This is a genomic window from Cupriavidus yeoncheonensis (genome assembly GCF_905397275.1).
GTDB lineage: Bacteria > Pseudomonadota > Gammaproteobacteria > Burkholderiales > Burkholderiaceae > Cupriavidus > Cupriavidus yeoncheonensis.
The window spans coordinates 61,803-74,971 of the sequence record NZ_CAJPUY010000015.1; the positions used below are offsets into that span (position 1 = coordinate 61,803).

Sequence of the window (13,169 nt, forward strand, 5' to 3'; positions counted from 1 at the left end):
GTGGGCGATGCGTCCGGGGAGCAGGGCTCGGGGAGCGGATGCATTCTGGTGCCATTCTAGCCGAGGCGGGCTGCCGGCATCCGGATTGTCCCTGCACGAAAAAGGGGACGGCCATGCCGTCCCCTTCGGTTTCCTGCTGGCAGGAAATGTGGCGCTTACTGCTGCGCGTCCGTTTCGACCGCGCGACCACCGGTCTCGACCAGGATCATCGGGCCTTGCGGCAACGGCGGCAGCGGCTTGCGCTCGCGCGGCACACGCGGCGCCGGAACGATGCGTGCGGCGGCCTCCTGGGCTGCGCGCAGCTTTTCGCTGTCCGTGTTGACCCATTCCAGGCCGGCCGTGGCCAGCATCGGCTGCAGGCCTTCCATCGGCAGCGGCGACGCGGCGGACGGGCTGGCCATCACGGCCGGAGCCGGGGCGGCCGGTGCGACGGCCGGGGTGGCCACGGGTGCAGTCGGTGCCACCGGTGCCACCGGTTCTTCAACCGCGGCGGGCGTGACAGCGGGCTGCACGACTGCTGCGGCCGGCTCGGCAGCCACGGCCACTGGCTGGACGACGACTGGCGCCGGCGCCACTTCAGCGGCCGGAGCTTCGGCATGCACCGGGGCAGGTGCCTGCGTCACAACCGGTTCGGCCGCAACTTCTGCAACGGGGACCGCCGCAGCCTCGACTGCCTGGGCCGGCGCTTCAGCGATGGCGGCGACGGCTTCGGCTTCACGCACTTCGGCTACCACAGCGGCCGGAGCCGGTGCTGCGACGACCTCGGCGGCCTCGGTGGCCACGGCCTCGGCGGCCACGGCCACCGTCGCCTCGGCGGCGATGTCCGCAGGCGCAGCGGTTTCGGCGTCATCCTGCGAGCCCTGCACCGAATCGTCGCGTTCGCGGCGATAGCGGTTGCGGCCGCGACGGTTACGGCGGCGGCGTTCCTCGCCTTCGGCGCCTTCGGTCGCGGCTTCGGTGCCTTCAGGCTGATCGGCGCGCGATACATCGGTTTGCGTGTCCTCGTACGCTGCCCGCGGCAGGCTGGCGGCGGCCTGGATGGCGGCTACGGCTTCTGCCGGTGCGGCTTCGCCGGCCTCGGTTTCACGCGCATCGCCACGGTCACGCTGGCCGCGCTGCCGTTCGCGGCGCTCCTGGGTGCGGTCGCGGCGGCCTTCCTGGCGCGCTTCGGTACGTTCACCCTGGGGCGCGTCGGCCTGACGGGCCAGTGCGGGAGTGGCTTGTGCGTCGCCTTGACGCGACTGACGGCCCTGGCGCTCACCGCGCGGCTCGCGCTGTTCGCGTTGTTCAGGCCGCTCGCCACCCTGGCGCTCGCTACGCTCGCCGCGCGGACCGCGTTCGCCGCGCTGGCGCTCTCCGCGCTCGGTGCGTTCACCACGCTCGGTGCGCTCACCGCGTTCGCCACGCTGGCCCTGGCCGCGGCCTTCGCCACGCTGGCCACGCTCGCGGCGCCCATCGGCGCTGCGCGCTTCGCTGGCGGCCGGCTTGGCCGGCTCGACCACCACCGGCGCAGCCGGACGGGCACCGAACAGGCCCTTCAGCCAGGCGATGAAACCGCCACCTTCCACAGGCTTGGTCGCCGGGACCGGCGGGGCTGCCGGAGCGGCCTCCGGACGCGGAGCACGTTCGGCGCGAGGCACCGATACGGGCGCCGGCTGTTCCGGCGTGATGCCCTTGACCGCCGCTTCCTGGCGCGGCTTGGCGTCTTCCTTCTTGCGGCTGCTGTAGCTGGTGTCCGCTTCCAGCTCCTTGGCGGCGGCTTCGGCCATGCGGTAGCTGGCCATGCCTTCTTCCAGGCGCGGATCGTCGTGGCGCAGGCGCTCCAGCTTGTAGTGCGGCGTCTCGAGGTGCTTGTTCGGGATCAACAGCACATTGACCTTGAAGCGCAGCTCGATCAGGTTGATTTCCTGGCGCTTCTCGTTCAGCAGGAAGGCGGCGACCTCCACCGGCACCTGGCAGTGGATGGCGGCGGTGTTTTCCTTCATCGCCTCTTCCTGGATGATGCGCAGCACCTGCAGGGCGGACGATTCGGTATCGCGGATGTGGCCCGTGCCGTTGCAGCGCGGGCAAGTGATGTGCGAGCCCTCCGACAGCGATGGACGCAGGCGCTGGCGCGACAGCTCCATCAGGCCAAAGCGGCTGATCTTGCCCATCTGCACGCGCGCGCGATCGTGGCGCAGCGCATCCTTCAGGCGGGTTTCGACGTCCTTCTGGGCCTTGCCCGACTCCATGTCGATGAAGTCGATCACGATCAGGCCGCCCAGGTCGCGCAGGCGCAGCTGGCGGGCGATCTCGTCGGCAGCCTCCAGGTTCGTGCGCAGCGCGGTTTCCTCGATGTCGGCGCCCTTGGTGGCGCGGGCCGAGTTCACGTCGACCGAAACCAGTGCCTCGGTGTGGTCGATCACGATGGCGCCGCCGGACGGCAGCATTACCATGCGGGAATAGGCCGACTCGATCTGGTGCTCGATCTGGAAACGCGAGAAGAGGGGAACGTCGTCCCGGTACTTCTTCACGCGGTTCATGTTGTCAGGCATCACCACGCTCATGAAGGCGCGGGCCTGCTCGTAGATTTCGTCGGTATCGATCAGGATCTCGCCGATATCCGGCTGGAAGTAATCGCGGATCGCGCGGATGACCAGGCTGGATTCCAGGTAGATCAGCAGCGGTGCCTTGTTGTCGCCGGCGGCGCCGTCGATGGCCTTCCACAGTTGCAGCAGGTAGTTCAGGTCCCACTGCAGCTCTTCGGCCGAACGACCGATGCCGGCGGTACGGGCGATGATGCTCATACCATCCGGCACGGCCAGCTGCGCCATGGTTTCGCGCAGTTCCTGGCGGTCTTCGCCTTCGATACGGCGCGACACGCCGCCGCCGCGCGGGTTGTTCGGCATCAGCACCAGGTAGCGGCCGGCCAGCGAGATGAACGTGGTCAGGGCTGCGCCCTTGTTGCCGCGCTCTTCCTTCTCGACCTGGACGATCAGTTCCTGGCCTTCATGGAGGGCGTCCTGGATGCGCGCGTTGCGCACGTCGACGCCTTCCTTGAAGAAGGCGCGGGCGACTTCCTTGAAGGGCAGGAAGCCGTGGCGTTCTTCGCCGTAATTGACGAAGCAGGCTTCCAGCGAGGGTTCGATGCGGGTGATGACACCCTTGTAGATGTTGCCCTTGCGCTGTTCGCGCCCGGCGGTTTCGATGTCGATATCGATCAGTTTCTGACCGTCGACGATGGCGACGCGCAATTCCTCCTGTTGCGTCGCGTTGAACAGCATGCGTTTCATCGCAATACCTCATTCCAGTGTCGCGGATGGCACCGTCAAGCGGTGTCCGCGGCGATCGATGAAGCACGCAAGGGAGCGAAGCGAGGCGCGAGAATTGCCGAAAAGCGCCAGATTGCGTCAAGACGCAACCGGCTGGGCGCGGGTGAAAGAAAGGCGACGGCGCCTGCGAGGACGTCCGCATGGCGGGAGAGAACGCCGGTTGCTGCTCTTGTCGCAGAAATCCGGCGCGTTCCCGGATGCCGGCGGCGATGCGGGGCCGGCGCAACCGGCGCCGGCGGCATCGCGGCCGGCCACGGAAGGCCTAGACGCGTCAAAGAGCAAGTTATTCGGACGCGGCACGGCGACCATTTGCTACCTGACATCTCCTGGCGGGCGCACCTACTACTTCTTGGAGTTCTGCGACCGGGCGCCGGTATTTCTAGTCAGGTGGCAGGCACGCCTGCCGGCCGGCACCGTTTCCCGGTGCGGCGGGACTTTCTCTCACCGAAGCGGATGCCACCAGGCATCCGCCTTGAATTCTGTATTACCTCAACACTTTGTTCCCACGAAATTGCCGGCCTTGCCGAAGCCACCTCTGGGCGACTTCCTGCGCGCCAGCAACCGCGCGCGTGCTGCTTTGCCGTCATTTGCCCGTCTGGCGCCTGCGGGTTACGCGAATAAGCGGGAGACGGAAGGGCTGACGGCAACCCCAAGTGTAAAATGCGATAAATCGCCTACACAGGTCTTGCGCTGCCGGTCATTGGCCGGAACAGCGAGGAAATTATATTGAAAATGAATGAGTTACGCCATCAAATTGAAACAGGGGCAAAGTCTGCGCCGACGGCTCCCCAGGTGGCGTATGTCACGATTGACGAAGGGGCCGAAGGGCAGCGCATCGACAACTTCCTGCTGAAGATATCGAAGGGGGTACCGAAGAGCCATATCTATCGGGTGCTGCGCTCGGGCGAGGTGCGCGTCAACAAGGGGCGCGTCGACGCCACCTATCGCCTGCAGATCGGCGACGTGGTACGCATTCCACCAATGCGGGTGGCTGAATCTTCACAAGCGGCCGGGCGACAGCCAGTGCCGGCGGCCGATTTTCCGGTCCTGTTTGAGGACGCGCACCTGTTGATCATCAACAAGCCCGCGGGCGTGGCCGTGCATGGTGGTTCCGGCGTGGCCTTCGGCGTGATCGAGCAGCTCCGCAAGGCGCGGCCGCAGGCGAAATTCCTGGAACTGGTCCACCGCCTGGACCGCGAGACCTCCGGCATCCTGGTCCTGGCCAAGAAGCGGTCGGCGCTGGTCGACTTGCACGAGCAGATCCGGGGCAACAGCATGGACAAGCGCTACTTCGCCTGTGTGGCCGGGGAATTCCCCAACAGCCGCCAGCATGTCCGCCTGCCTCTATATAAATACAGCACGCCGGATGGCGAGCGCCGTGTGCGCGTCCAGGCGGACGGCCTGGCGTCGCACACCGTGTTCAGCCGGATCGAGGCGTTCCCGGGCTTCACGCTGCTGGAAGCTGAATTGAAGACCGGGCGCACCCACCAGATTCGCGTGCACCTGGCGCATTCCGGCTTTCCCATCGTCGGCGATGAGAAGTACGGCGACTTCACGCTCAACAAGCAGCTGGCCCGGGCCAGCGCGCGGCCGGGCATCAAGCGCATGTTCCTGCACGCGCACAAGCTGACGTTCGTCCATCCGGGGACAGGCGAACCGCTCGTGGTGGCGGCGCCACTGCCGGACGAATGCACCGGATTCCTGCAACAATTGCGTAGTCAGAAAAACCAGGGCGCCCCGGAGCAGGGCGCCCGTCACGCCAACAAGGAAAGCAATGGCCAGGCAACAATTTGACCTGATCGTGTTCGACTGGGACGGAACCCTGATGGATTCCACCCCGACCATCGCCAAGTGCATCCAGCTGGCCAGCCGGGACCTGGGGCTGCCGGTGCCGGACGACAGCGCCGCCAGCCATGTCATCGGCCTCGGCCTGAAAGATGCGCTGTCGTATGCCGTCCCGACCCTGGATCCGGCCGACTACCCTCGTCTTGCCGAGCGCTATCGCTACCACTTCCTCACGCGAGATGCCGAACTGGTGCTGTTCGATGGTGTGCGGGAAATGCTCGAGACGCTGCATGGGGAACACTATTTCCTCGGCGTGGCGACCGGCAAGACCCGTGTGGGCCTGCAGCGCGCACTGGCCGCCAGCGGCCTGACGCAGTTGTTCGACGCCACGCGCTGCGCGGACGAGAGCTTCTCCAAGCCGCATCCGGCAATGTTGCAGGAACTGACCCGGGAACTGGGCCAGGACATGGGCCGCACGGTCATGATCGGCGATACGACGCACGACCTGCAGATGGCCGTCAATGCCGGTGCCCGCGGCATCGGTGTGTCATATGGGGCGCATCCTGCGGATTCCCTGCGGGCAATGGCACCCGTCCACTGCGCGAGTTCCATCGGCGACCTGACCGAATGGCTGCTGGCCAATGCCTGAAGCCGGTGTTGACGGCATGGCCGCGCAGTTCCTGTGCCCCGCCGAGACGCTGGTCGACGGCGGAGCCGGCGTGCGTTTCACCGTTGAGTTCAATGCGCGCCAGCTGGCTGCCTTCGCGGTTCGCTTCGATGGCGCGGTGCATGGCTATCTGAATCAGTGCGCTCACGTGCCCATGGAGCTGGACTGGCAGGAGGGGCGGTTTTTCGAGTCCTCGGGCCTATACTTGATCTGTGCGACACATGGGGCCATGTACGAGCCCGACAGCGGGCTGTGCGTCGGTGGCCCTTGCCGGGGCGCTTCCCTCACCAAGTTGCGTGTCGAAGAGCGTGAAGGCAAGATATTCTGGGTGCCCGAAGCGCCATACCGACCGGCGCAGACGGCGGACAATGCGCAAGCGGGTCGCGCGGCATGACGTCAGCCCCTTCCAAGAGCCTTTCCACGAGCCACTTGCATGACAGAACAGCAAAAACCGCCTTCGGACGAATCGGGTCAGCCGGATGAACAGGAGGGTGCCAGCCCTGCCGCAGCGCCGGGTCCGGCGAGCGGCGCCACCGAGGCGGAACGCCTCGAGACTGCGGGGAAGGCGGACTATCCGCTGGAGCGAGAACTGCGTGCCTCCGATGATGCCGCACGCCGCGAGGCCGACGAGCGCAAGGCGCGCATAGAGAGCGGCAAGGGCAGCGGGCCGGTCGGCGGTGGTGCCGGCTGGGAGCGCGACGTGCTCGAAAAAGTGCTGATGGCGACGCTGCGTGAGCAACGTGCCGCCCGTCGCTGGCGCATCTTCTTTCGATTCGCGGGCCTGGCTGTCTTGCTGGTGATCTTCCTGGCCGTGTTCGACTTCAAGGGTGACAGTGCCATCGGCACCGGCAAGCATACTGCCATGGTCTCGCTCGAAGGCGAGATCGCGGCGGGAACCCCGGCCAGCGCGGAATCGATCAACGCATCGCTGCAAGCGGCCTTTGCCGACAGCAATGCGGCCGGCGTGATCCTGAAGATCAATTCGCCCGGCGGCTCGCCGGTGCAGGCGGGCATTATCAACGACGAGATCCATCGCCTGCGCGCGCTGTACCCGTCCAAGCCGTTCTACGTGGTCGTCGAAGAGATCTGCGCGTCCGGGGGCTATTACGTGGCCGCCGCCGCGGACAAGATCTATGTCGACAAGGCCAGTATCGTCGGCTCGATCGGCGTGCTGATGGACGGCTTCGGGTTTACGGGGCTGATGGACAAGCTGGGCGTGGAGCGCCGCCTGTACACGTCGGGTGCCAACAAGGGCATGCTGGATCCGTTCTCCCCGCAGGTGCCCAGGCAGAAGGCCTTTGCGGAAACCATGCTCAAGGAGATCCACGAGCAGTTCATCGACGTGGTGAAGGAAGGGCGCGGCGATCGCCTCAAGGATGACCCGGAGCTGTTCTCGGGCCTGTTCTGGTCGGGTGAGCGCAGCGTCGAACTGGGCCTTGCCGATGGTCTCGGGGGTGCCGACTACGTGGCGCGCGACCTGTTCAAGGCCGAGGACATCGTGGACTACACCGTCAAGGAGAACATCGCCGAGCGCGTGGCCAAGCGCTTCGGTGCCGCGGTGGGCACGGCAGCGATGAAGACGATGCTCTGGAGCACCGGCCTGCAGGGCATGCGGTAAGCGCAGACACCCGGACGGGCGGTATCCGGCAAGCGCTGGAGGCCCGCCGGAATCCTCGGGCCCGTCCCGTCACGGTTCTTCCCGTTCTTGCGCCGTTTCAGTCGGCGAGCAAGGAAAAGATGGCAGGGCGCTTGTGCAGGTCCAGCCGGTCCGGCCGCCACTGCGCGAGCGGCAGCGTGACGATGGTCTCGGTCGGCAGCGTGAGATCCACGGCCACGGACAGCAGCGTGGTGCCGGCGCAGTGCTGGCGCAGTGCGTCGAGCAGGGCGCCATTGCGGTATGGCGTTTCAATCCAGACCTGGGTCTGGCGGAATTTGCGCGAGTGCTGTTCCAGCTCGCGCAGCCGCTTCGCGCGCTCGTCGGCGTCCACCGGCAGGTAGCCGTTGAAGGCGAAGCTCTGGCCGTTCAGACCCGAGCCCATCACCGCGAGCAGGATCGAACTGGGCCCGACCAGCGGGCGCACGCGAATGCCGCGTGCATGAGCCAGCCGCACCAGTTCGGCGCCGGGGTCCGCCACGGCGGGCACGCCGGCTTCAGACAGCAACCCGCCGTCACGGCCGTCGGCCAGCGGCGCGAGCAGTTCGGCCAGCGCATCGGCGCGGGTGTTGACGTTCAGTTCACGAATCTCGATTTGCTGGATCGGCCGGGCCAGCGGGCACGTTTCCCCTAGCTTCTTGAGGAAGGCGCGCGCGGTCTTGGCGTTTTCCGCGACCAGGTATTCCAGCCGCGCTGCGACCTGCTGGACGCCCGCCGGGATGACGTCGGGCAGCGGATCGGCCTCGTCGCGCTTGCCGAGAGTGTTGGGGATCAGGTAAAGGGTGCCGCTCATCGTATTGGTGCCGCTCATGCGGCAAAGAATGGGTAACCGGCCTGACGAAGCATCGTCGTGAGCGCAATCAGCGGCAGGCCGACCAGCGCGGTGGGGTCATCCGACTCCACGCGTGACAGCAACGCGATGCCCAGGCCTTCGGACTTGGCGCTGCCGGCGACATCGTAAGGCTTTTCCAGGTGCAGGTACGCATCGACCTCGGCGTCGCTGAGGTCGCGCATGGTGACAAGTGTCTGCACGTCGGCAAGCTGCGACTGACCGGTACGTCCGTCGAGCAGGCAGAGCGCGGAATGGAAGGTCGCGGTACGGCCACGCATCAGGCGCAGCTGCTCGCGCGCCTTGTCGTGTGAGCCGGGCTTGCCCATCTGCCGGCCGTCGAGTGTCAGCACCTGGTCCGAGCCGATGACCAGGGCTCCGGGATGGCGCTGCGCGATGGCCTGGGCCTTGTCCAGCGACAGGCGCAGCGCGGTGGCTTCCGGCGTTTCGTCGTCCAGCGGGGTCTCGTCGATATCGGGCACCGCCACCTCGAAAGGCAGACGGAGCCGCTCCAGCAACTCGCGCCGATAGGGCGAGCTGGAGCCCAGGATCAGTCGGGGAAGTGCTTGTAAATGCATAAGTGATTGAAGCGGAACGGGAATTCAAGGGGCAACGCGCTCAAGGCCTTTGACCAGGAGGCTAATCTCGTCTTATAATCCCGCGTTTCGCCGCATGCGCGCATGGCCTGCCGTGCTGCCTGAAAGGTCCTGATGAAAGGCCTGATGGTCCAGGATGTGGCGAGCCAAGCATGAGCAGCCATATGACCGAGTCGATCGACCTGCGCGAGCTAGATCTCTTTGCTTTCTGCCGCAAAGGCGGGAGCGCAGCCGGCGAAGTGGCGGTGCGGGATTTGCCGCGCATCTTAGCCGAGACGGCCGCGCAAGCGCCAGCTTCGGCGGCGGACGAGGTATTTGCCTATACGGCTACCGGGTTTTCGCGCGAAGAGGCTTCAGAGCCCGGCGCGCCGGTGGCGCAGCGCCTGTTCCTGGATCTTTCCATCAATGGTCACGTCTGGCTGAATTGTCAGCGGTGCCTGGAGGTCTATGCGGAACCCGTCGCCACGTCCATGCGCTTTGAAGTGTTCGCCAGCGATGCGGCGGCCGACAGCGCGCCGATGGACGATGATGAGATTGACGCGATTGTCGGCTCCAAGCGATTCTCGTTGCTTGAACTGATTGAAGATGAGGTGTTGCTGGCGCTGCCTGCGGCACCCAAGCATTCTGTCTGCCCGGAAGTGCACGAGAGTCTCGTGACCGGCGCCGATGGCGAGGTGGAGCCCGAGGCTGCACCGGAAGAAGAGGAAAAGCGGCCATCGCCCTTTGCGGCGCTGGCCGGCCTGAAGACCAGGCATTGATGCCGCAGGGCGGCGTCGCGCAAGGTCTTGAAGGTAGTGGTTGAAGCATCCGGCCGGGCCCCGGCTACGCCTAGTGCGGGATGCGTGTGTTAATATTGAAAAATTCTCGAAGGAGTCATCATGGCTGTTCAACAGAACAAGAAGTCGCCGTCCAAGCGCGGTATGCATCGCTCGCACGATCACCTGTCGGTCGCCCCGCTGGCAGTCGAACCGACCACCGGCGAAACCCACCTGCGCCACCACGTGAGCCCGAACGGCTACTACCGTGGTCGCAAGGTCATCAAGACCAAGAACGACTGATCGCTTCGTTCGGCGTGACGTTGCGTCTCGCTCGCGCATGCCTGTAGGTCAGAGACAAAAAAGCGGCAAGATCGTTGCCGCTTTTTTGTTGGGCGCTCGCGATGCGAACCGGCTTTCCGCCGGCGCCGATGCGTAATCCGTATCCGGAACAATGACGATCAAAATCGCTATCGACTGCATGGGCGGTGACCACGGTGTTTCCGTGACGGTCCCGGCAGCGATCAGTTTTCTTTCCAGTCATGACGATGCCGAGGTGGTGCTGGTCGGTCTGCCCGACGCCATCCAGACGCAGCTGAAAAAGCTGCACGCGCAGAACCATGCGCGCGTCAGCATCGTGCCGGCGACCGAGGTCATCACCATGGATGACCCGGTGGAAGTGGCGCTTCGCAAGAAGAAGGATTCCTCGATGCGGGTCGCCGTGACCCAGGTCAAGGAAGGCCTGGCTGGTGCCTGCATTTCCGCCGGCAATACCGGCGCGCTGATGGCGGTGTCGCGCTACGTGCTGAAGACGCTCGAGGGCATCGAGCGGCCGGCCATCGCCACCACCATTCCCAACGAGAAGGGCTGGGGCACGACTGTGCTCGACCTTGGCGCCAACGCCGACTGCGAACCGGAGCACCTGCTGCAATTCGCGCGCATGGCCGAGGCGATGGTGGCCGTGGTGGACCACAAGGAACATCCGACGGTAGGTCTGCTCAATATCGGCGAGGAAGTGATCAAGGGCAACGAGGTGGTCAAGCGCGCGGGTGAACTGCTGCGTGCCTCGGAGCTGAATTTCCATGGCAACGTGGAAGGCAACGACATCTTCAAGGGCACGACCGACATCGTCGTATGCGATGGCTTTGTCGGCAACGTGGCGCTCAAGAGCACCGAAGGCCTCGCGAAGATGATCGGTGGCATGATCAAGGAAGAGTTCACCCGTTCCTGGTTCACCAAGCTGCTCGCGGGCATTGCCATGCCCGTACTGTCCCGCCTGGCCAAGCGGCTGGATCCGGCGCGCTACAACGGGGCTTCGCTGCTCGGCCTGCGCGGGCTGGTGATCAAGAGCCACGGGTCGGCCGATGCCCATTCTTTTGAGTGGGCGATCAAACGCGGGTATGATGCCGCCAAGAACGGCGTCATCGAACGCATAGCAAGGGCATTCGCCGACAAGACCAGCGCTGTGGGCGCTGTGCCGGGCAGCCCGGAGACAGCACCGACCCCGCACCCCAGCCCCCGCGCCGCCTGATGCATCGGGCCGGCGCCTGGGGCTGCCATACGGACAAATCGATCCGACACTACATGACCAAGTACGCAAAAATCATCGGTACCGGGAGCTACCTGCCCCCGCGGCGCGTGACCAACCATGATCTGGCGGTGCAGTTGGCCGAAAAGGGCATCGAGACCAGCGACGAGTGGATCTTCTCGCGCAGCGGCATTTCGGCCCGGCATTGGGCCGAGCCCGACATGGCAAGCAGCGACCTGGCCGTCAAGGCTGCCGAGAAGGCGATCGAGGCGGCTGGCATCGATCGCCAGAGCATCGACCTGATCATCGTGGCGACGTCGACGCCGGACTTCGTGTTCCCGAGCACCGCGTGCATCGTCCAGAACAAGCTTGGCATCGACAACCAGTGTGCGGCATTCGACCTGCAGGCGGTCTGTTCGGGCTTCGTGTATGCGCTGGCCACGGCTGACAAGTTCATCCGCAGCGGCTCGCATCGCAATGTGCTGGTGATTGGCGCGGAAGTATTCTCGCGGATTCTCGACTTCAACGACCGCACCACCTGCGTGCTGTTCGGCGATGGTGCCGGCGCGGTCGTGCTGACGGCCTCCGATGAGCCAGGCATCCTGTCGACGGCCATGCACTCGGATGGCAGCCACGTTGGCATCCTGTGCGTGCCAGGCAACGTCGCCGGCGGCGCCATCACGGGGAATGCTTTCCTGCACATGGACGGCCAGGCGGTGTTCAAGCTCGCCGTGACCGTCCTGGACAAAGTGGCACGCGAGGCGATGGCCGCGGCGGAAATCCAGCCCGAGCAGGTCGACTGGCTGATTCCCCACCAGGCCAATATCCGCATCATGCAGGGCACCGCGCGCAAGCTCGGCCTGCCCGCCGAGCGCATGGTGGCTGTCGTGCACGAGCACGGCAATACTTCCGCCGCTTCGATTCCGCTGGCGCTCGACGCCGCTGTGCTCGACGGTCGCATCCGCCCGGGCCATACCGTGCTGCTGGAAGGCGTGGGTGGCGGCTTCACCTGGGGCGCCGCGCTGCTGCGCATGTAACGACGGCCGGCGCGGCGGGCAAGGCCGGTCGCGCGGCTACAGGTATTCAATTTCTGGAATAGCACTCCGATGAAATTTGCTTTCGTATTTCCCGGCCAGGGCTCGCAATCGGTCGGCATGCTCAATGCGTTCGCCGACAACGCCGTGGTGCGCGCGACCCTGGAGGAAGCGTCGACGGCACTGGGCCAGGACATCGGCCGCATGATCGCAGAAGGTCCGGCTGAAGAACTGAACCTGACCACGAACACGCAGCCGGTCATGCTGACCGCCGCGGTGGCGATCTACCGCGCCTGGCTTGACGCTGGAGGCCCGGTGCCTGCACTGGTTGCGGGGCACAGCCTGGGCGAATACTCGGCGCTGGTGGCGGCTGGCGTGATTCCGTTTGCCGAAGCCGTGCCGCTGGTGCGTTTCCGCGCGCAGGCCATGCAGGAAGCCGTGCCCGTGGGCGAGGGCGGCATGGCCGCCATCCTCGGCCTGTCGGACGATGACGTGCGCGCCGCTTGCGCCGAAGCATCGGCCGCGGGCGTGGTCGAGGCCGTGAATTTCAACGCGCCGTCGCAGGTCGTGATCGCCGGCAGCAAGGCCGGCGTCGAGAAGGCGTGCGAAGTCGCCAAGGCCAGGGGCGCCAAGCGCGCGCTGCCGCTGCCCGTGTCGGCGCCATTCCATTCGTCGCTGCTCAAGCCGGCATCGGACCGCCTGCGCGAGCGCATGGCTGGCCTGGCATTCTCGGCACCGGCGATTCCGCTGGTCAACAACGTCGACGTTGCCATCGTCAACGATCCGGATGCGATCAAGGACGCGCTGGTGCGCCAGGCCGCCGCACCGGTGCGCTGGGTGGAGTGCGTGCAGAAGATGGCCGCGGAAGGCGTCACGAACGTGATCGAATGCGGTCCGGGCAAGGTCCTGGCTGGCATGACCAAGCGCATCGACGGCAACCTGGTTGGCGGTGCGATCTTCGATCCCGCCTCGCTGCAGGAAACCCTGGCGCTGCTGAAGTAAGCGATCGC

General features: G+C 65.8%; 12 protein-coding genes. 9 read left to right on the forward strand and 3 right to left on the reverse strand.

Annotated features, from left to right (window positions below):
- Positions 1-155: 155 nt before the first annotated feature.
- Positions 156-3,272 (reverse strand): Rne/Rng family ribonuclease, encoded by a 3,117-nt coding sequence (locus tag KHO22_RS20505; RefSeq protein ID WP_211949011.1) that lies wholly within the window; start codon positions 3,270-3,272, stop codon positions 156-158.
- Positions 3,273-4,043: 771 nt separating this feature from the next.
- On the opposite strand from KHO22_RS20505, the gene KHO22_RS20510 reads away from it, so the two are divergent.
- From KHO22_RS20510 to KHO22_RS20525, 4 genes are read left to right on the forward strand one after another with little or no spacing between them, the layout of a single operon-like run.
- Positions 4,044-5,105 (forward strand): RluA family pseudouridine synthase, encoded by a 1,062-nt coding sequence (locus tag KHO22_RS20510; RefSeq protein ID WP_211949109.1) that lies wholly within the window; start codon positions 4,044-4,046, stop codon positions 5,103-5,105.
- The gene (locus KHO22_RS20515; protein ID WP_211949012.1) at positions 5,086-5,745 is read left to right on the forward strand and encodes an HAD-IA family hydrolase; all 660 of its coding nucleotides are present in this window, start codon (positions 5,086-5,088) and stop codon (positions 5,743-5,745) included. Before KHO22_RS20510 ends, KHO22_RS20515 begins: the two co-directional genes overlap by 20 nt.
- A complete protein-coding gene (locus KHO22_RS20520; protein WP_211949013.1) occupies positions 5,738-6,157 on the forward strand; it encodes a Rieske (2Fe-2S) protein in 420 nt (139 codons plus the stop codon). The genes KHO22_RS20515 and KHO22_RS20520 overlap by 8 nt, the downstream gene beginning before the upstream one ends.
- A gap of 39 nt (positions 6,158-6,196) precedes the next feature.
- A complete protein-coding gene (locus KHO22_RS20525; protein ID WP_211949014.1) occupies positions 6,197-7,381 on the forward strand; it encodes a S49 family peptidase in 1,185 nt (394 codons plus the stop codon).
- Between the two features lie 97 nt (positions 7,382-7,478).
- Here KHO22_RS20525 and KHO22_RS20530 read toward each other — a convergent pair whose 3' ends face one another.
- Positions 7,479-8,210, reverse strand: a complete 732-nt coding sequence (locus tag KHO22_RS20530) for an SAM-dependent methyltransferase (protein WP_211949110.1) — start codon at positions 8,208-8,210, stop codon at positions 7,479-7,481.
- Between the two features lie 14 nt (positions 8,211-8,224).
- Positions 8,225-8,824: a Maf-like protein gene (locus KHO22_RS20535; RefSeq protein ID WP_211949015.1), complete on the reverse strand. Its 600-nt coding sequence runs from the start codon at positions 8,822-8,824 to the stop codon at positions 8,225-8,227.
- A 182-nt stretch (positions 8,825-9,006) separates the two neighbouring features.
- Between KHO22_RS20535 and KHO22_RS20540 the strand changes: the two genes are divergently transcribed.
- From KHO22_RS20540 to fabD, 5 genes are all read left to right on the forward strand, one after another.
- On the forward strand, positions 9,007-9,600 hold the full coding sequence (locus tag KHO22_RS20540; RefSeq protein ID WP_211949016.1) for a DUF177 domain-containing protein: 594 nt from the start codon (positions 9,007-9,009) through the stop codon (positions 9,598-9,600).
- A 120-nt stretch (positions 9,601-9,720) separates the two neighbouring features.
- Complete coding sequence (gene rpmF / locus KHO22_RS20545) at positions 9,721-9,900, forward strand: 50S ribosomal protein L32 (protein WP_008644820.1); 180 nt, start codon at positions 9,721-9,723, stop codon at positions 9,898-9,900.
- Positions 9,901-10,051: 151 nt separating this feature from the next.
- A complete protein-coding gene (plsX, locus tag KHO22_RS20550) occupies positions 10,052-11,128 on the forward strand; it encodes a phosphate acyltransferase PlsX (protein ID WP_211949017.1) in 1,077 nt (358 codons plus the stop codon).
- A 53-nt stretch (positions 11,129-11,181) separates the two neighbouring features.
- Positions 11,182-12,162 (forward strand): beta-ketoacyl-ACP synthase III, encoded by a 981-nt coding sequence (locus KHO22_RS20555; RefSeq protein ID WP_211949018.1) that lies wholly within the window; start codon positions 11,182-11,184, stop codon positions 12,160-12,162.
- Positions 12,163-12,231: 69 nt separating this feature from the next.
- Positions 12,232-13,161 carry an ACP S-malonyltransferase gene (fabD, locus tag KHO22_RS20560; RefSeq protein ID WP_211949019.1) on the forward strand — a complete coding sequence of 310 codons (930 nt, stop codon included), beginning with the start codon at positions 12,232-12,234 and terminating at the stop codon, positions 13,159-13,161.
- Positions 13,162-13,169 lie beyond the last annotated feature (8 nt).

Coding starts and splice junctions, on each gene's coding strand:
- KHO22_RS20555 (WP_211949018.1), top strand. CDS start 11,182: ATGACCAAGTACGCAAAAATCATCGGTACCGGGAGCTACCTGCCCCCG.
- KHO22_RS20510 (WP_211949109.1), top strand. CDS start 4,044: ATGAATGAGTTACGCCATCAAATTGAAACAGGGGCAAAGTCTGCGCCG.
- rpmF (WP_008644820.1), top strand. CDS start 9,721: ATGGCTGTTCAACAGAACAAGAAGTCGCCGTCCAAGCGCGGTATGCAT.
- KHO22_RS20535 (WP_211949015.1), bottom strand. CDS start 8,824: ATGCATTTACAAGCACTTCCCCGACTGATCCTGGGCTCCAGCTCGCCC.
- fabD (WP_211949019.1), top strand. CDS start 12,232: ATGAAATTTGCTTTCGTATTTCCCGGCCAGGGCTCGCAATCGGTCGGC.
- plsX (WP_211949017.1), top strand. CDS start 10,052: ATGACGATCAAAATCGCTATCGACTGCATGGGCGGTGACCACGGTGTT.
- KHO22_RS20515 (WP_211949012.1), top strand. CDS start 5,086: ATGGCCAGGCAACAATTTGACCTGATCGTGTTCGACTGGGACGGAACC.
- KHO22_RS20525 (WP_211949014.1), top strand. CDS start 6,197: ATGACAGAACAGCAAAAACCGCCTTCGGACGAATCGGGTCAGCCGGAT.
- KHO22_RS20520 (WP_211949013.1), top strand. CDS start 5,738: ATGCCTGAAGCCGGTGTTGACGGCATGGCCGCGCAGTTCCTGTGCCCC.
- KHO22_RS20530 (WP_211949110.1), bottom strand. CDS start 8,210: ATGAGCGGCACCCTTTACCTGATCCCCAACACTCTCGGCAAGCGCGAC.
- KHO22_RS20540 (WP_211949016.1), top strand. CDS start 9,007: ATGACCGAGTCGATCGACCTGCGCGAGCTAGATCTCTTTGCTTTCTGC.
- KHO22_RS20505 (WP_211949011.1), bottom strand. CDS start 3,272: ATGAAACGCATGCTGTTCAACGCGACGCAACAGGAGGAATTGCGCGTC.